14 protein-coding genes and 1 pseudogene are annotated in these 16,974 nt (G+C 72.6%); 6 read left to right on the top strand and 9 right to left on the bottom strand.

From position 1 onward, the window contains the following. The first annotated feature begins 42 nt into the window (after positions 1-42). On the top strand, positions 43-1,683 hold the full coding sequence (locus tag ACZ6RC_RS27090; RefSeq protein ID WP_469587873.1) for a penicillin-binding transpeptidase domain-containing protein: 1,641 nt from the start codon (positions 43-45) through the stop codon (positions 1,681-1,683). Between the two features lie 169 nt (positions 1,684-1,852). Here ACZ6RC_RS27090 and ACZ6RC_RS27085 read toward each other — a convergent pair whose 3' ends face one another. Continuing rightward, complete coding sequence (locus tag ACZ6RC_RS27085; RefSeq protein WP_469587868.1) at positions 1,853-2,584, bottom strand: alpha/beta fold hydrolase; 732 nt, start codon at positions 2,582-2,584, stop codon at positions 1,853-1,855. A 286-nt stretch (positions 2,585-2,870) separates the two neighbouring features. On the opposite strand from ACZ6RC_RS27085, the gene ACZ6RC_RS27080 reads away from it, so the two are divergent. Further along, a complete protein-coding gene (locus tag ACZ6RC_RS27080) occupies positions 2,871-3,065 on the top strand; it encodes a hypothetical protein (RefSeq protein WP_469587866.1) in 195 nt (64 codons plus the stop codon). After that, positions 3,062-3,913 carry an EamA family transporter gene (locus ACZ6RC_RS27075; RefSeq protein WP_469587863.1) on the top strand — a complete coding sequence of 284 codons (852 nt, stop codon included), beginning with the start codon at positions 3,062-3,064 and terminating at the stop codon, positions 3,911-3,913. The genes ACZ6RC_RS27080 and ACZ6RC_RS27075 overlap by 4 nt, the downstream gene beginning before the upstream one ends. A gap of 32 nt (positions 3,914-3,945) precedes the next feature. On the opposite strand, the pseudogene ACZ6RC_RS27070 reads toward ACZ6RC_RS27075, so the two are convergent. Both ACZ6RC_RS27070 and ACZ6RC_RS27065 read right to left on the bottom strand, forming a co-directional pair. Next, a pseudogene (locus ACZ6RC_RS27070) lies at positions 3,946-4,053 on the bottom strand (DUF6879 family protein); the annotation flags it as partial. A gap of 195 nt (positions 4,054-4,248) precedes the next feature. Further along, positions 4,249-4,671 (bottom strand): ATP-binding protein, encoded by a 423-nt coding sequence (locus ACZ6RC_RS27065; RefSeq protein ID WP_469587860.1) that lies wholly within the window; start codon positions 4,669-4,671, stop codon positions 4,249-4,251. A 506-nt stretch (positions 4,672-5,177) separates the two neighbouring features. Here ACZ6RC_RS27065 and ACZ6RC_RS27060 point away from each other — a divergent pair. Next, a complete protein-coding gene (locus tag ACZ6RC_RS27060; protein WP_469587857.1) occupies positions 5,178-5,966 on the top strand; it encodes a GntR family transcriptional regulator in 789 nt (262 codons plus the stop codon). Further along, positions 5,963-6,613 (top strand): YdcF family protein, encoded by a 651-nt coding sequence (locus ACZ6RC_RS27055; RefSeq protein WP_469587854.1) that lies wholly within the window; start codon positions 5,963-5,965, stop codon positions 6,611-6,613. Before ACZ6RC_RS27060 ends, ACZ6RC_RS27055 begins: the two co-directional genes overlap by 4 nt. 69 nt (positions 6,614-6,682) lie before the next feature. Here ACZ6RC_RS27055 and ACZ6RC_RS27050 read toward each other — a convergent pair whose 3' ends face one another. The 5 genes from ACZ6RC_RS27050 to ACZ6RC_RS27030 form a co-directional block, all read right to left on the bottom strand. Beyond that, positions 6,683-9,691 carry a S53 family peptidase gene (locus tag ACZ6RC_RS27050; protein WP_469587851.1) on the bottom strand — a complete coding sequence of 1,003 codons (3,009 nt, stop codon included), beginning with the start codon at positions 9,689-9,691 and terminating at the stop codon, positions 6,683-6,685. A 340-nt stretch (positions 9,692-10,031) separates the two neighbouring features. Further along, a complete protein-coding gene (locus ACZ6RC_RS27045; protein ID WP_391145717.1) occupies positions 10,032-11,195 on the bottom strand; it encodes a serine hydrolase domain-containing protein in 1,164 nt (387 codons plus the stop codon). A 136-nt stretch (positions 11,196-11,331) separates the two neighbouring features. Next, positions 11,332-12,087 carry an energy-coupling factor ABC transporter ATP-binding protein gene (locus tag ACZ6RC_RS27040; protein ID WP_469587847.1) on the bottom strand — a complete coding sequence of 252 codons (756 nt, stop codon included), beginning with the start codon at positions 12,085-12,087 and terminating at the stop codon, positions 11,332-11,334. Then, positions 12,075-12,836 (bottom strand): cobalt ECF transporter T component CbiQ, encoded by a 762-nt coding sequence (gene cbiQ, locus ACZ6RC_RS27035; RefSeq protein WP_453617424.1) that lies wholly within the window; start codon positions 12,834-12,836, stop codon positions 12,075-12,077. The genes ACZ6RC_RS27040 and cbiQ overlap by 13 nt, the downstream gene beginning before the upstream one ends. Before the next feature lie 260 nt (positions 12,837-13,096). Then, positions 13,097-14,164 carry an energy-coupling factor ABC transporter permease gene (locus ACZ6RC_RS27030; protein ID WP_469587843.1) on the bottom strand — a complete coding sequence of 356 codons (1,068 nt, stop codon included), beginning with the start codon at positions 14,162-14,164 and terminating at the stop codon, positions 13,097-13,099. Between the two features lie 136 nt (positions 14,165-14,300). On the opposite strand from ACZ6RC_RS27030, the gene ACZ6RC_RS27025 reads away from it, so the two are divergent. Further along, on the top strand, positions 14,301-14,663 hold the full coding sequence (locus ACZ6RC_RS27025) for an SsgA family sporulation/cell division regulator (RefSeq protein WP_391145725.1): 363 nt from the start codon (positions 14,301-14,303) through the stop codon (positions 14,661-14,663). A gap of 102 nt (positions 14,664-14,765) precedes the next feature. On the opposite strand, the gene ACZ6RC_RS27020 is transcribed toward ACZ6RC_RS27025, so the two are convergent. Then, positions 14,766-16,937 carry an MMPL family transporter gene (locus tag ACZ6RC_RS27020; protein WP_469587839.1) on the bottom strand — a complete coding sequence of 724 codons (2,172 nt, stop codon included), beginning with the start codon at positions 16,935-16,937 and terminating at the stop codon, positions 14,766-14,768. Between the last annotated feature and the right edge of the window lie 37 nt (positions 16,938-16,974).

Genomic DNA, 16,974 nt, shown 5'->3' with positions numbered 1-16,974 from the left:
CACCTAGGTTGGGGGGATCGCCGGGGGAGGGGAGGCGCAGCCATGCGCAGCGGGGTGAAGGTCGCGATCGTCGGGGGCGTATTCGTCGTCGTGGCGAGCGGGGTGGGGTACGGGGGCTACAACCTCTGGAGCGGGATCAGCGGGGGCGCGGAGACGACGTCCCGGTCGGCGCCCCAGGAGAAACGGTCCGGCCCCGTCACCGGCGAGGAGGTGACGAACACGGCCGAGGAGTTCCTGGCCGCCTGGGCCGCCGGAGAGTCCGAGCGGGCGGGGCAGGCGACCAACAACCCCGTCGAGGCGGGTCCTGCCGTGATCAACCATCGCGAGGGGGCGAAGGTCTCCCGGGCCGTCATCACGCCCGGCGTGGCCGTCGGCGCGCGGGTGCCGTTCACGGTCAGCGCCACCGTGACGTACGAGGGGCGGTCGAAGCCCTGGACGTACGCCTCGGAGCTGACCGTGGTGCGCGGCCTGAGCACCGGCCGGCCGCTGGTCGACTGGAAGCCGTCCGTCATCCACCCCAAGCTGACCAAGGGTGCGACGCTGCGGACCGGCGAGGCGGAGACCGCCGCCGTGAAGGCCGTCGACCGCCGGGGCGTGGAGCTGACACCGGAGAAGTACCCCTCGCTCGGGCCGGTCCTGGACCAGCTGCGCGAGCGGTACGGGGACAGGGCCGGCGGCGAACCCGGCGTCGAGACCTGGATCGAGAGCGCCGGGGGAACCGCTCCCGCCACCACCCTGCTGACTCTCGCCGCCGGCAAGCCGGGCGAGCTGAGGACGACCCTCGACGCGGGCGTCCAGGCGGCGGCCGAGCGGGCGGTGAAACGGTACGCCGGGGCGTCGGTGGTCGCGATCAAGCCGAGCACCGGGGAGATCCGGGCCGTCGCCAACAACCGCGCGGACGGCTTCAACGCGGCCCTTGAGGGGCGGCAGGCGCCCGGCTCCACGATGAAGATCGTCTCCGCCGCGATGATGCTCGAGCGGGGTCTGGTCGACGGCCCGTCGAGCACGGTCGAGTGTCCGTCGACCGTCGACTGGGACGGCCGGACCTTCCACAACCTCGACGACTTCTCCCTGCCCTCCGGCACCACCCTCCAGCGGGCCTTCGCCCGCTCCTGCAACACCACCTTCATCAAGCCCGTCAAGCCGCTCGGCGCGGAGGCCGGCACCGCGCTCGGCGACACGGCCCGCACGTATTTCGGCATCGGCCTGGAGTGGAAGACGGGCGTGGTCTCGCAGGACGGGTCCGTTCCGCCGTCGACGGGCATCGAGACCGCCGCCTCGTACATCGGCCAGGGCAGGATCACCATGAACGCCCTCAACATCGCCTCGATCACCGCGACTGCGAAGAACGGTTCCTTCAGGCAGCCGATCATCGTGGCCAAGGAGCTGGACGGCCGCGAGCTGGCGAAGGCCGAGCCGCTGCCCGGCTCCGTCGGCAAGACCCTGCGCGAGCTGATGCGCGCGGCCGCGCGGGGCGAGGGCACGGGCGCCCGCGCGATGGCGGGCGTGGGCGGGGACAAGGGCGCCAAGACCGGTTCGGCGGAGGTCGACGCGGCGGCCTCCTCCAACAGCTGGTTCGCGGGCTTCGCCGACGACCTGGCGGCCGCCGCGGCGGTCGAGTCGGGCGGCCACGGCGGGGACGCGGCCGGACCGATCGTGGCGAGCGTGCTGAAGGCCCGCTAGGGCATGTCGACTAGCGTGCGCCGTTGTGATCCTGGCGGTGCCGGAGTCGGTGGGGTGAGCGCACGATCGGTCGGCCTGAGCGTTCGCGGTCCCCCTACAACCTCAGGTCGGCCCGAGCGTTCGCGGTCCCGCTCAGGCAGCCCAGAGGGGCCCGACTCCGGCGGCGAACTCAGTCGAGAACAGGCAGCTGCCGCGCGAAGCGACGGACAGCGTCGGTGAAGGCGTCCGGATCGTCGAAGTTCGCGAGATGTCCTGCCCGCGGGATCAGTTCGACGCGGGCGTGCGGATGCGCGCGGGCGAAGTCCGTCTCGCCGGAGCGGAAGACCGTGTCCTTCTCGCCGTTCAAGATCAGCACAGGAGCGTCCACATGACGCATCGCACCCGCGTCGAAGCGGCCCAGCACCTCACCCCAGGCAGCCGGCAGCGTGTGGAACGCGTAGCCGGAGGAGATGGTCGCCTCCACCACCTCGCGAGGATAGAGCCGGCGCAACAACCGGTCGTTCCATCGGGCCAACCGGTCCGCCGGGAGACGAGGGACGAGCCCGGCGACCCACCGGTACGGAGTTGCCCACGGGCCACGAGTCGAGGCGCTGGCCCCCGCGAGGACCAGCCCCCGCAGCTGCTCGGGACAGCGCCGCGCGAACTCCAGCGAGGCGTATCCACCGAGCGAGTGCCCGACGACGAGCGCCGGTCCACGGTCGAGCGAGTCCACCGCGGAAGCGATGATCTCCGTCGCCGCGTTCAGGCTCCAGGGTTGAGCGGAGCGGGCACCGTGGCCCGGGAGGTCGACAGCGGCTACCGGGAACTCCTCGGCGAGTGCGGCGAGCTGTGGGCTCCACTGTCCCGCGCTGAACCGCGTCCCGTGTACGAAGACAATGGGCGGCGCACCCGCTGCAGTCATGAATCCCCCAGATCAGCACGGTCCTCGAACCGACTCTACCGGCGGGCCACCGGCGTTGAGAGGCGGAGCCGCTGACCGGCGAGGACGCTCGGTCACCGTGTGACGCGCCGTCCGGGAGCTGTGCCGGGTGACGCGTGACCGTCATCCCGTCCGGGGCGGCAGGCGGGTCCGGGAGACGGCCGGGGGGCCACGAGGGGCGCGGCATGACGAGGTCGGAGGCCTTCACGACGTCGCGCGGCCCTCAGCCGGTCGCGTGGCTCATACACGTACCGGTACGGTGCGGGGCATGACCACATCGACCGCGCACGTCCTCGCCGCCGAGGCCCCGCGAGAGCGGGGCCCGGCCGTCGGGATCCGCCGCTTCCCGGACGAGGGCCGCACCGCCGCCGAGACCGTCGGTCGCGCTGTCTCGGACCACGAGGTGGTGCGGGCGGCGGCGATCCGGGTGCGGGTCGCGCCCGTCCGCGGGCGGGCCGCGTGACCCCGCTGGTCGCGGCGGCGGTGCTCACGGCCGCCGTGACGCACGCCAGTTGGAACGCGATCGCGCACCACATACGCGACCAGCTGCTCTCCTTCACGCTGATCGCGGGCGGCGGCGCCCTGATCGGCACGGTCCTCGCCTTCTTCGCACCGCTGCCGGCGGCCGGCGCGTGGCCGTACCTCGCCGCCTCCGCCGTGCTCCACGTCGGCTACTACGTCCTGCTGATGCGGTCGTTCACGCTCGGCGACTTCGGCCAGATGTACCCGATCGCGCGGGGTACGGCTCCGCTGGCGGTGACCCTGCTCGCCGCGGTCTTCGTCGACGAGATCCCGGACGGATGGCAGCTCACGGGCGTCGCGTTCGCCTGCGCGGGGCTGACGGGCCTGGCCCTCTGGGGCATCCGGGGCTCGGGCCGCCGCCCCGACTGGGCGGCCCTGCTCGCCGCGGGCGCCACGGGCCTGGCGATCGCCGGCTACACAGTCGTGGACGGCGTCGGCGTCCGCGCCTCCGGCACCCCGCTCGGCTACATCGCCTGGCTGATGATCCTGGAGGGCCTGGCGATCCCGGCGTACGCCCTCTACCGCCGCCGCTCCGCCCTCCTCCCCCAACTCCGCCCGCACGCGGCCCGCGGCCTCCTGGGCGCGGCCCTCTCGGTCGCCGCCTACGGCCTGGTCCTCTGGGCCCAGACCCGCGCGGCCCTGGCCCCGATCGCGGCGCTGCGCGAGTCCTCGATCATCGTGAGAGCGGCGATCGGCACCCTCTTCTTCAAGGAACGCTTCGGCGGCTCCCGGGTGGCGGCGGCGGGCCTGATGGTGGTGGGCATCGGGCTGATGCTGCACACGTCCTGAGTCCGGCTCCGACCGGGCCGCGCCCGGCAGCACGCTTCGAAACGGTCCGTGGCGGCGTAGGAATCGCGCAGCTCCAGGTATACGGCGGACCGCTCGCACCGGCCGAGCAGCTCACCGAAGCCGGGCACGCTCGACGGCATCACATGCCTCCCTGATCAACGGAATCGTGCGGGACGGGATCCTGACGATGGCCTCACCGTCGGGGGCCCCGGCGCCTGTGGGACGAGGTGGAAACGGCCTGCGCGTGGTGGACCCTGCATGGCCGCCCCGGGCCCGAACGGTTCGGGCTGACCGTGGCCGCGGAGGGCGAGACTCCGTGGCGCACGGTCACGTCACTACGGCGCACCGCTCACGGACAGCTCTGCCCACACGAGTTTGCCGGAGCCACGGCGGTCGTCGATGCCCCACTTCGCGGCAAGGGTGTCGACCAGCGGAAGCCCCCAGCCGCCGCAGGCGCCGTCGACCGGCAGCGCCATCAACGGCCGCCGCTCGGATGCGTCGTGGACCTCGATGCGCAACGCGCCCGGCACGCGGGCGAAGTGCGTCTCGATCTCCCGGCCTGGCACCCGGCCGTGGCGTACGGCGTTCGTCAGCAGCTCGGAAAGCACGAGCGAAGCCGCGTCCTCGACGGCCCCCCACTCCCACCGAGCCAGCGTCCGTCGCAGCTCCCGGCGGGCACGTGGCACGCTCCGTGCGGTCTGGGCCCAGCGCAGGACGACGGTGCCACCGTCCCGCGGGGCCGTCCCTGCGGACTCCATCAGGCCACCTCCACACCATGGATCGACCGTGGCCCTACGTCGACGCCGTGGACGGCCGGCCACAGAGCCCGCCGCCGCTGCCGCTGCGTTCGGCTTCGCTGCCGGGAGACTTCGTGGACGTCAAGGTAGGGACGTACAAGACGACTGTCCTCGCCCCGGAGCAGAGGAACTCGGGGGCGGCGAGGGGCCGTCGCCACAGCTCCGCCGCATGTGCGGAGGAGCGCTACGGGCAAGGGCTGATTCCCAGCCGACCGACGGCGGCCCGACGGCGGCAGTAACAGCCCCAGGGCCAGTGCAACCAGGCGGAGGATAGGGTTGATCACGTCGACGCTCCTTGTGCGCGTTGGCCATGCCCCCGGACCGGTCGCTCGGTCGCGGGGGTACTGCGTCATCACAGGGCGCTGTCCCAGGACTACGCTCCGCCGCCACACGATGGCGCACGGTCTTGAGCGTGTCAACAGTCCTGGGACTGTGGTTGACTTGGGTTCAGGGAGAGGAGCGCATGCATGGCAGCCAAATGGCGGGAGCTGGCAGACAGCCTGGCCGAGCGCATCAGCAACGGCGAGTACGCCCCCGGCCAGCGGCTTCCGCACATCCGAGACTTGGTGGAGGCCGGTGAGGGATCGAAATCCACGGTGCATGCGGCCTATAAGGCACTGGAGGCCGCGGGGCTGGTCACCTCGTCCCGAGGTCACGGCACCGTCGTGAGACAGCAGGCGCCCCTGAAGCGGCTCGGTATCGCCCGGTACGACAAGGCGAAGTGGCGTGACGGGGACGAAGTCGCGTTCATCGCGGACCGCATCGCCTCGGGCCGGGCGCACCGGAGAGGCGACCAGACGCAGACCGTCAGCCTCGTGACCGCACCCACGGTCGTCGCATCGGCGTACGGTCTGCCGGAAGGCGCCGAAGTCTACGCCCGCGCCCGGTTGGTCAAAGAGGGTGACGACCCGACACATACTCTGACCAGCTACTACCTCCCCGCGCACGTCGAAGGTACGCGGATCGTCGACCCCACGCCCGGGCCGGCGGGAAGGGGCGGCGGCTTCCGGGTGCTCTTCGAAGCAGGGTACGAGATCGACCACATACGAGAGGAACTGTTCGCCCGGGCGGCGAAGCCGGAGGAAGTCGCACAGCTCCGCTTGGCACCGGGCGAGTGGGTGGTCGAGCTCCACAGGACCGCGACCACGGCCGACGGCACCGTCGTGGAATTCGCCATAGGAGTCCACGCCGCCACGAGGTTTGCGTGGACGTACGACTTCGAGGTACCCGACACCGCTCGAAAGGAGCCCTCGTGATCTCCGCCCCGTCCTGGTCCGACGCCCGGCTGCTCTGGGACTTCCAGCGGATGGGGCATGAGCCGCGCCCCTGCTCCGTGGGCATCGGGCTCGGGAGTCACGATCTCGGGGTCGCCGATGTGGCGGTCGGGCTCTACCGGCGGGGGATGTTCCCGCTGATCGTCTTCACCGGGGCCACCAGCCGGACGACCCGGGAACGCATGCCCCGGGGGGAGGCGGAGCACTACCGGGAACGGGCACTGGAGTCGGGGGTGCCGGCGGACGCCGTCCTCGTCGAGCCGGGGGCGCGCAACACCGGGGAGAACGTCCGGTTCTCGCGGGCGTTGCTGGAGGAGCACGGTGTCGACGTGTCGTCGGTCCTGCTCGTCAGCAAGCCGTACGAGGAGCGCCGGGCGTACGCGACCGCCCGGAAGCTGTGGCCGGAGGTGGAGGTCGTCAGCGCCTCCTCCCCCATGGATCTCGCTGAGTACGCGGACTCGATCGGGGACCCTCGACTCGTCCTCGACATGCTCGTCGGGGCGCACCAGCGGCTGCTCGTCTATCCGGAACGGGGGTTCATGATCCGGCAGGAGATCCCCGACGCGGTCCAGGCGGCCTACGACCGCCTCCGCGACCAGGGGTTCACGGGCCGTCCGGTCGGCGCCTGACACGCGACGAGGCCCCGTCCCCCCGCGTGAGCGGGGGAACCGGGGCCTCGTCGCGTTCTTCCGGTGCGCTTACGAGTAGTAGCCGAACAGGTCGGCGATCACGTGCGCGCTGCCCGCGTTCGGGCGGAAGGCGATCTTGCCGTTGACGACCGGGACGGTGACCAGGTTGGCCACGGTCGCGCCCTTCGTCCAGTTGAGGTTGGACGCGTTGGGGAGCGGGGTTCCGTCCGGCCAGACCGTCAGGAAGCCGTTGCTCGTCGGGGCGGTCACGGTGACGTTGAGGACCACGGCCTTCGCCTTGGACAGCGTGTGGCCGTCGTTCAGGCTGAGGATGAGGTTCGCACCGCCGGGGACCGGGGTGTTGCGGGCCGTGCCGAGGGCGTAGCGGGTGTCGAGGAGACGGCTCGGGCCCGCGGTGTGGAAGGTGCCCCCGTCGGAGGTGGCCGTGTAGTAGCCGAAGACGTCCGCGATGAAGTGCACGGTGCCGAGGCCGGCGTTGTGCAGGTTCACCTTGCCGTCGGTGCCGATGGGCAGCACGACCATGTTCGGACGCGTCTGGCCCTTGAGCCAGTTGATGTTCGACGCGGTCGGCTGGGCGGTGCCGTTCGGGTACGCGATCAGGTGGCCGGTCGAGGCCGCCGCCGTGGCGGTGACGTTGAGGACCACCGCGGTCGCCCCCTCGGCGGGGACGCCGGCGGCGCCCGCGACCTTGAGGGAGACGGTGCCCTTGCCCGCGACGGGCGCGGTGCCCGGGCGGCCGGTGCCGTTGCGGGTGTCCAGGACACGCGACGGGCCCTTGGGCACGTAGGTGCTGCCGGCGGTGCCGGTGGAGAAGTAGCCGGAGACGTCGGCGACGAAGTGGGTCGTGCCGCCGCCCGCGTTGAAGAGGTCGACCGAGCCGTCCTTGCCGACCGGGACGGTCACCAGGTTCGGGACGATCTGGCCCTTCAGCCAGTTCATGTTGGACGAGGTCGGACGGGTGGTGCCGCTCGGATACGCGATCAGGTGACCGGTCGCGGAGGGCGAGACGGCCGTGACGTTCAGGACGACGGCGGTGACGCCGGCGGCCGGGACGCCGCCGTTGCCGGCGACCTTCAGCTTGACCGTGCCGTTGGCGGCGACCGGCGTGGTGCCGGGGCGGCCGATGGCGTACCGGGTGTCGAGGACCCGGCTCGGCGGAAGGGCGTCGAACGTGCCCGCCGGGGACTGCGGGACCGCCTGGCACAGGCCCTTGACGATCTCGCGGCCGTTCGGGGCGCCGAGGCCGGTGGCCAGGTCGTAGCCCGCGCCGGCCTTGTAGAGGCCGCTGTAGTTGCCGGACGCGGTCAGGTTGTTGTGACCGGTGGTCACGTCACGGAACGCGGTGGCCGGGAGCTTGTACAGCGCCTCGTGGACGTAGCCGACCGAGCCGTTGGCCTGGCAGGCGAGGTCCTGGTTGGCCTGCGCCATGAGCGCGGCCCAGACCGGGGCTGCGCCGCTGGTGCCGCCGATGATGTTCCAGTACTGCAGACCGTCGGCCTCGCGGCCGAAGGCGACCGGGTAGCCGGTGTTCGGGTCGCCGACGCCGGCGACGTCCGGGACCTGGCGGCAGGCGTTGCCGGCTCCGGCGACGCAGAGGTCGCCGTAGCCCGCGCCGGTCCGGCCGGTCTGGAAGCCGTCGGTGGGCACCTCGAAGAGGCGGGAGACACCGCCGCCGGAGCCGGTCCAGGTGGTCTGGCCGGTGATCGAGCCGCGCATCGTGGTGCCGCCGACGCCGAGGACGTACGGCGAGGACGCCGGGTTGTCGGTGTACAGCGTGGAGGCGTTGGAGTCGGGCTCGCCGTAGTAGCAGCCGGTGGAGCCGCTGTCGCCGGAGGCGGCGACGATGGTCTGGCCCTGCGCGGCGGCCTGCTGGAAGATCAGCTCCTCGCGGTCGAGGACGGCCTGCGGGGTGTACAGCTCGCAGCTGCCCCAGCTGACCGAGACGACCTTGGCGCGGTTGTCGTTGACGATCCGCTGGAAGACGTCGGTGCCGTCCTCCCAGGTGTTCTCACCCTGGTAGACGAGGATCTTCGACTGCGGGGCGAGACCGATGATCGTCTCGACGTCCAGCGCGGTCTCCAGACCGGCACCGGTCTCGATGCCCGCGGGCTCGGAGGGGCCGCCGTTGACGCGGACGGAGCTGACCGGGACCTTCGTGCCGTGGCACGCCTGGTAGCTCGCGATGTCCCGCAGGTCGTAGTTCTCCAGCGAGTACACGGCGATCGTGGTGCCGTTCTGCACGTTCGGCTGGTCCGCCATGCTGTACTGCGCCGCCAGGGACCTGGCGCTCCAGTAGTCCTGCTTGTCGTAGGCCGCCGGGTAGCCGGGGCCGGCGGTGGCGTACAGGTCCCGGATGCCGGCGCACATGGTCGGCGTCGTCCCGGTCAGCCGCGGCTGACGGGCGCCCTGGCCGGCCTCGGCCGTCTGCTGCTTGCGGGGCTTGCCCTGGGCGCCGCCGGTGTGGCGCGGCTCGTACGTCGACAGCGTGTTGAGGCCCACGACCGCGCGGACGGCGGCCGCCGCCTCGCCGCCGAACTCGGGGGCGCGGGTGTTGGTCACGCCCGTCACGCCGTTCGCCAGGCGGTAGCCGTCGAACTCGGTCTTGAACGCCTCCGCCGCCTCGCCGACCGTCGCGGTCACCGGCAGCGTGAGGCCGTCGGCCTCCAGCTCGCCGACGGTGAGCCCCTTCGCCTCCAGCTCCGCGCGGACCTTCGCCACCGCGCGCGGGTCGGCGCCGAAGGCGGTCGCGAACTCGCCCGTACCGAGGTACTGGCGGTACAGCGGCGACTTCGGGTCGGAGACCCCGGCGACGAAACGATCCAGCGCGGCCTGGTCGCGCGGCTCCAGGACGACGCTCAGGTCGAGCGTCCGGTCCGCCGCCGGGTCCGCCTGGCGGACGGCGTCACGCGGGACCTTCGGCGCGGAGCCGACCCGCTGCGGGGCGGGCTCGTCCGTGCCGGCCGCGTACGACGCCGGCATCCCGGTCGCGGTGACGGCCAGGGCGACGACGGCTGCCGCGCCCCATCTGCATGCCTTCTCACGGGCGGTTCGGCCCATGCACACTCCCTCTCACGATCCCCGTCGTCGGGGCCGCGAGGGCAAGGTGAGACCGCGGAAGGGTGCGGCCGCGCGCACGGTGTGCGGGTGCGGCGAAGCGAGGTGAATGCGTTCGTGGGGTCCCGGGCACGGCCCGGGGCCCGATGCGTGAGCCCCCCCGGCGGTGTCACCGCCCTTGCGCGGCGGACGACGGCCAGATGTGAATCTTTATCAGGCGCCGAAACGTCTCCGCACAACGGGTTCCTGTATTTATCGGACCGTGACCTTCACATGTCCTTCACACGGGGGACATTGAGGGATCTTCAGGTCCTTCCCGGCGGGGGGCGCCGTCCGGGGCGGGTCACAGCGACGCGCGGACCGCCCGTACCAACGACTGGGCGCGCGGGTCGGCCGTCACCGTCTTGCGCATCCCGTTCGTCACGTACCCGAAGGCGACGCCCGACTCCGGGTCCGCGAAGCCCAGCGAGCCGCCGCGGCCGGGATGGCCGAAGGAGGTGGGGCCGAGCAGCGGGGAGGCCGGGCCGTGGAGCATGTGGCCGAGGCCGAACCGGGTGGAGACGACGAGGACGCGGTCGGGGCCGGTGGACTCCTCGGTCCGGGCGAGGGTCAGCGTGGCGGGCGCGAAGAGCCGGACGCCGCCGTCGACGGGGCCGAGCGTCGAGGCGTAGAACCGGGCCAGCGCGCGGGCGGTGGAGACACCGGCGGAGGCGGGCAGTTCGGCCGCGCGGTAGACCGGGTCGTTCTCGTCGGGCCGGGGCTCGATCGCGGCGAAGGCGCGCCGGGTCAGCGAGCCGGGGTCGCGGTACGCCTCGGTGACGGACCGCTTGGGGCGCAGCTTCAGGGCCCCGCCGCCGGGCGGCTCGACCTCCTCGACCGGGCCGATGCGGCCGACCCGGTGCGCCTCGTCGGACGGCAGCCCGATCCACAGGTCGAGGCCGAGCGGGCGGGCGATCTCCTCGGCGACCCAGCGGCCGATGGTGCGGCCGGTCACCCGGTGGACGAGGCCGCTGAGCAGCCAGCTGAAGGTGTGGGCGTGGTAGCCGTGGGCGGTGCCGGGCTGCCAGACGGGGGCCTGCGCGGCGATCGCGGCCGTGGCGGTCTCCAGGTCGACGGCCTCGGCGAGGGAGAGCGGCCGGTCCAGGACCGGCACTCCGGCCTGGTGCGCGAGGAGCTGCCGTACGCTCACCCGGTCCTTGCCCGCGGCCTTGAACTCCGGCCAGTACGTCCCCACCGGGGCGTCGAGGTCGAGCTGTCCGCGCTGGTGCAGCAGCAGGGGTACGGCGGCGGCGACGCCCTTGGTCGCCGAGCGGACCACCTGCGCGGTGTCCACGGCCCAGGGGGCCTCCCCCGCGACGTCCTTCGTACCGGCCCACAGGTCCACGACCTTCACGCCGTCGCGGTAGACGGCGACGGCCGCGCCCCGCTCGCCGCGCTGTGCGAAGTTCCGCAGGAACGCGTCCCTGACCGGCTCGAATCCCGCCGCCACCGTGCCCCGGACGTCCACGTTCCACGCTCCCTCTCGCTCGCTGCTCCCGCACCGCTCCCGGTCCCGGTCCCGCTCCCCCATGGTGCAACGCGGGCCCTGAGTCCCGGATTCCGGGTGCCGGTTCCGGCCGTACGGGGGGCTGCGGGCGTCCGCGTCAGGTGACGGACTGCGGGACGAAGCCGTACGGCAGCTCCAGGCGGTTGCGCTCCATCAGCTCCGCGTCGGCCAGGATCCTCGCGGTCGGGCCGTCTCCGGCGATCACCCCGTCGCTGAGGATCACCGACCGGGGGCACAGCTCCAGGGCGTACGGCAGGTCGTGCGTGACCATGAGGACGGTGACGTCCAGGGAGCGCAGGACGTCGGCGAGTTCGCGGCGCGAGGCGGGGTCCAGGTTGGAGGAGGGCTCGTCCAGGACGAGGATCTCCGGCTCCATCGCGAGGACGGTCGCCACCGCCACCCGGCGCCGCTGGCCGAAGGAGAGGTGGTGCGGGGGCCGGTCGGCGTACTCCGCCATGCCGACGCGCTCCAGGGCGCGGTGGACCACGGCCTCCAGCTCCGCGCCGCGCACTCCGGCCGCGGCCGGTCCGAACGCCACGTCCTCGCGGACGGTCGGCATGAACAGCTGGTCGTCGGGGTCCTGGAAGACGATGCCGACCCGTCGCCTGATCTCGGCGAGGTTCCGCTTCTCGACGGGGAGCCCGGCGACGGTGACCGTGCCCGCGCCGCCGGTGAGGATGCCGTTCAGGTGCAGGACGAGGGTGGTCTTCCCGGCGCCGTTGGGGCCGAGGATGGCGACCCGCTCGCCGCGCCCGACGGTGAGGTCGACGCCGAAGAGGGCCTGGTGGCCGTCGGGGTAGGCGTACGCGAGGCCGCGTACGTCGAGGGAGGCGGGAGCGGTCACAGGGTCCATCCCAACAGGCAGATCAGCAGGGCGGCGGCGGGCAGGGAGGCGGCCTGGAGCCACTGGGTCCGGGTCGCGGTCGCCTCGTCGATGACCGGCATGGAGCCGGCGTACCCCCGGCTGACCATCGCCAGGTGGACGCGCTCGCCGCGCTCGTACGAGCGGATGAAGAGCGCGCCCGCGGACTTGGCGAGGACGCCCCAGTGGCGGACGCCGCGCGCCTCGAAGCCGCGCGAGCGGCGGGCGATGGACATCCGGCGCATCTCGTCGGTGATCACGTCCCCGTACCGGATCATGAACGAGGCGATCTGGACGAGCAGCGGCGGCAGCCGGAGGCGCTGGAGTCCGAGGAGCAGCTCGCGCAGTTCGGTGGTGGAGGCCAGGAGTACGGAGGCGGCGACGCCGAGGGTGCCCTTGGCGAGGACGTTCCAGGCGCCCCAGAGGCCGGGGACGGAGAGCGGGACGCCGAGGACGTCGGTCCGCTCGCCGGGGACGACGAACGGCATCAGGAAGGCGAAGGCGACGAAGGGGACCTCGATCACCAGGCGCCGCAGCAGGAAGCCGGCCGGGACGCGGGCCCGTACGGCGACGGCGCCGAGCAGGGCGGCGTAGAGGGCGAAGGCCCAGACGGCCTCGCGGGGCGTGGAGACCACGACGACCACGAAGCCGAGGACGGCGGCGAGCTTGGTGTGCGGGGGGAGCGCGTGGACCGGCGAGTCGCCCCGCCGGTACAGCTTGTGCGCGTGTCCGGCGCCCATCTCAGCCGCCGGGGGTGGTGGACGGGCGGGGGCGGGGGCGTGCGCTCGGGTGCGTGCTCGGGGTCAGGCCCGGGCGCGCGCTGGAACGCGGGCGTGCGCTCGGGCTCAGGCGCGGGCTTGAGCAGGCCGGCCGCGCGCTCGACCGGGGCAGGGCCGGGTCCGGACGGGCCGGCCGCGCGCCCGTCCCTGTCACGGTCGCGTGCCCGCCGGACGCCCGTGCCGTGGCAGGAGCGGTCCGCGCCGTCCGAGCCGTACCCATCTCAGACCCGCGCCCCCGTGCCGGTCCCGGAGTCGGCTCCGATCTCGGTCGCGGCGGCCCTGCGGCGGCGGACGACCCAGAACGCGCCGGTGCCGACGGCCAGGGTCGCGCCCACGCCGATGACGCCGGCCAGGCCGCCCGACAGGCGGGCGTTCTCGACGTCCCGGACGCCGTAGTCGGCGAGCGGGGAGTCGGCCGCGGCGTGTTCCTCGACCTGGGTGTCGATGCCCTTGTCGGCGGCGACCTTCTCCAGGCCGTCCGGGTCGGCGGAGGCGTAGAAGGAGACGAAGCCGGCCAGGACGAGGGCGGCGACCAGGCCGCCGATCCAGACCTTCTTCGGGGAGCCGCCGGCGGCCGGCGCCGGGGCGGCGGCCGGGGCGGCGTCGACCAGCTCGCCGTCGACGCGCAGCTTCAGCGGGGCGGTCAGGCCCCGGGCGCCGTACACGAGGTCGGGGCGGACGGCGATGACCGCGCCGACGGTCAGCATCGTGATCGCGGCCTCGCCGATGCCGATGAGGGTGTGGACCCCGACCATCGCGGTGAGCACCTTGCCGATCGGGACGTCCGTGGTGCCGCCGATCGCGTAGACCAGGGTGAAGGCGGCGGCCGCGGCCGGTACGGAGACGAGGGCGGCCACGAAGGAGGCGGCGGTCACCGAGCGGCGGGTGCGCGGCAGGACGAGGACGAGGCCGCGGAAGAGCGCGTACGCCAGGACGACGGTGACCACGCCCATGACGGTGATGTTCACGCCGAGCGCGGTGAGGCCGCCGTCGGCGAAGAGGATGCCCTGCATCAGCAGGACCACGGCGATGCAGAGCACGCCCGTGTAGGGCCCGACGAGGATGGCGGCGAGCGCGCCGCCGAGCAGGTGTCCGCTGGTCCCGGCGGCGACCGGGAAGTTCAGCATCTGCACGGCGAAGATGAAGGCGGCGACCAGGCCGGCGAGCGGCGCCGTCCGCTCGTCGAGCTCGCGGCGGGCTCCACGCAGGCTGACGGCGACGGCGCCCGCGGCGACGACTCCGGCGGCGACCGATACGGGGGCGTTGATGAATCCGTCAGGTACATGCACGTCCTCGATGATGACGCCACCTGCAAAGACCTCGCAAGAGCGGTGAGGTCACAGTAAGGGTCGGGGCCCACCATCCCCTTTATCGGAAAATATGGGACATTAGGGAAGTAACACCCTGAGTGTGAGGAGTCGCCCGATGCCCCCCGCCGCGGATGACCACGCAGTCGAAGATCACGCCAAAGGCAGGATCATCACCGACGCCCCACTCTCCCGACCCGTCCCCGTCGCCCTGCGCTTCGACCCGGACTCCGACCCCGCGACCGTGTGCTTCGCCTTTCCCGGCAACATCGAGTGGTCCTTCCCCCGGGCCCTGCTGGAGACCGGGATGCGCGCCCCGGCCCGCGGCGGCGATATCGGGGTGTGGCCCTGCGGCCGCGTCCAGACCATCGTCGAGTTCCACACGACGGACGGTGTCGCGGTCGTCCAGTTCGACGCCACCGTGCTGCTCCGCTTCCTCCGGCACACCTACGCCGTCACCGCGTCGAGCTCGACACGATGACGGCGTAGGTCCGCGTCGGCTCCCCGTCCCCACAGGTTCCGGCGCGATCCGGGCCGACCGCTCCGCTCAAGCGGGCGACCCGGGGTCCTTCGGGAGGCGGCCTCAGACCTTCACGAGCTCGCGCTCCGGGTCCTGGGGCGCGTCCTGGGACTTCGCGAGCCCCTCGCCCTCGACGTCCACGTTCGGCAGCGCCTTGTCCAGCCACTTCGGCAGCCACCACGCCTTGTGACCGAGCAGCGCGAGCACCGCCGGGACGATGGCCATGCGGACCACGAAGGCGTCGAAGAGGACGGCGACGGCGAGGCCGAAGCCGATCATCTTGATCATCTGGTCGGTCATGCCGATGAATCCGGAGAAGACCGCGATCATGATCACCGCGGCGGCGGTGACCACCCGGGCGCTGTGCCGGAAGCCGGTCACGATCGCCTCGCCGGGCCGCTCGCCGTGGACGTACGCCTCGCGCATCCGGGTGACGAGGAAGACTTCGTAGTCCATCGCGAGACCGAAGACGACACCCACCATGAAGATCGGCATCATCGACATGATCGGGCCGGTCTGCTCGACCCCGAAGAGCCCGCCGAGCCAGCCCCACTGGAAGACCGCGACGACCGCGCCGAGGGCCGCGACCACCGAGAGCAGGAAGCCGAGGGCCGCCTTCAGCGGCACCAGGATCGAGCGGAACACCACCATGAGGAGCAGGAAGGCGAGTCCGACGACCAGCGCCAGATAGGGCACGAGCGCGTCGTTCATCTTCTGCGAGAAGTCGATGTTCATCGCCGTGGCGCCGCTGACCAGGACGTTGTCACCGGTCGCGGAACGGATGTCGTGGACCAGTTCCTCGGTCGCGACCGAGGAGGGGCGGTCCTTCGGGATCACCGTGATCATCGCGGTGTCGCCGGCCTTGTTCGGCGTCGGCGGCGTGACGGCGACGACCCCGTCGAGGTCCTCGATCTTCTGCACGGTGGACTCGGCGACGGCCTTGTCACCGTCGACGACGACCATCAGCGGGCCGTTGAAGCCGGGGCCGAAGCCGTCCGACAGCAGGTCGTACGCCCTGCGCTCGGTGGCGGACACCGGCTTGGCGCCGTCGTCCGGCAGGCCCATCTCCAGGGAGGCGGCGGGCAGGGCGATCGCCCCGAGGCCGAGGACGCCGACGAGCAGGACCATGACCGGGCGGCGGAGGACGAACCGGGCCCAGCGGGCGCCCATGTTGGGCTTGCCGCCCTCGCCCTCGGTCTGCGCGCCCTGCCCCTTGCGCTGCTTGCGTCCCATGACCTTCTCGCCCGCGAAGCCGAGCAGCGCCGGGATCAGGGTGAGCGCGATCAGGACGGCGATCACGACCGTGCCGGCCGCGGCGAAGCCCATCTTCGTCAGCATCGGGATGTTGACGACGGCGAGGCCGACGAGGGCGATGACGACGGTCAGACCGGCGAAGACGACGGCCGAGCCGGCCGTACCGACCGCGCGGCCCGCGGCCTCCTCGCGCTCCCGGCCGTCGGCGAGCTCCGCGCGGTAGCGGGAGACGATGAAGAGGGCGTAGTCGATGCCGACCGCGAGGCCGATCATCATCGCGAGGGTCGAGGTGGTCGAGCCGAGGTCGAGGACATTGGCGAGGGCCGTGATCGAGGAGACGCCGATGCCGACGCCGATGATCGCGGTCAGCAGCGGGAGTCCGGCGGCGACCAGCGAGCCGAAGGTGACGACGAGCACGAAGCCGGCGATGACCACACCGACGATCTCGCCCGCACCGGTCTCCGGCATGGTCTGCAGCGCGTCACCGCCGATCTCGACGGTCAGTCCCTGCCCCTGGGCGTCGTGCCCGGTCTTCTCCAGGGCGGCGCGGGTGGCGTCCGTCAGCTCCATGCCGCTGACCTTGTAGCTCACCGAGACGTAGGCGGTCGAGCCGTCCTTGGAGACCGCCTGGGCGGTGTACGGGTCGGTGACCGAGGCGACCTCGTCGGAGCCGGACTTCAGCTCGCCGACGACCTTCTGGACCTTGGCCTTGTTGGCCGGGTCGGTCATCTTCTGGCCGTCGGGGGCCTGGAAGACGACCCGGGCGGTGGCCCCGTCGGCGTTGCCGCCGGGGAAGCGCTGCTCCAGCAGGTCGAAGGCCTTCTGGGCCTCGGTGCCGGGTATGGAGAAGGAGCTGGAGGTCGCGGCGGGCGCGGTGGCGGCGCCGACTCCGGCGAGCGCGAGCAGCGCCACCCAGAGCAGGGCGACGAGCCGTCGGCGCCGGAAGGCGGAGCGACCCAGCTTGTAGAGGAACGTGGCCACGGGGGCGTACTCCCATTTTTGTTGGACGGGACAAGGG

The organism is Streptomyces sp. NPDC048353, from assembly GCF_055587165.1.
Note: the sequence above shows the minus strand (reverse complement) of the source record. Positions and strands in the feature narration are given on the sequence as shown.

Coding starts and splice junctions, on each gene's coding strand:
- ACZ6RC_RS27090 (WP_469587873.1), top strand. CDS start 43: ATGCGCAGCGGGGTGAAGGTCGCGATCGTCGGGGGCGTATTCGTCGTC.
- ACZ6RC_RS27085 (WP_469587868.1), bottom strand. CDS start 2,584: ATGACTGCAGCGGGTGCGCCGCCCATTGTCTTCGTACACGGGACGCGG.
- ACZ6RC_RS27080 (WP_469587866.1), top strand. CDS start 2,871: ATGACCACATCGACCGCGCACGTCCTCGCCGCCGAGGCCCCGCGAGAG.
- ACZ6RC_RS27065 (WP_469587860.1), bottom strand. CDS start 4,671: ATGGAGTCCGCAGGGACGGCCCCGCGGGACGGTGGCACCGTCGTCCTG.
- ACZ6RC_RS27060 (WP_469587857.1), top strand. CDS start 5,178: ATGGCAGCCAAATGGCGGGAGCTGGCAGACAGCCTGGCCGAGCGCATC.
- ACZ6RC_RS27050 (WP_469587851.1), bottom strand. CDS start 9,691: ATGGGCCGAACCGCCCGTGAGAAGGCATGCAGATGGGGCGCGGCAGCC.
- ACZ6RC_RS27040 (WP_469587847.1), bottom strand. CDS start 12,087: ATGGACCCTGTGACCGCTCCCGCCTCCCTCGACGTACGCGGCCTCGCG.
- cbiQ (WP_453617424.1), bottom strand. CDS start 12,836: ATGGGCGCCGGACACGCGCACAAGCTGTACCGGCGGGGCGACTCGCCG.
- ACZ6RC_RS27025 (WP_391145725.1), top strand. CDS start 14,301: ATGCCCCCCGCCGCGGATGACCACGCAGTCGAAGATCACGCCAAAGGC.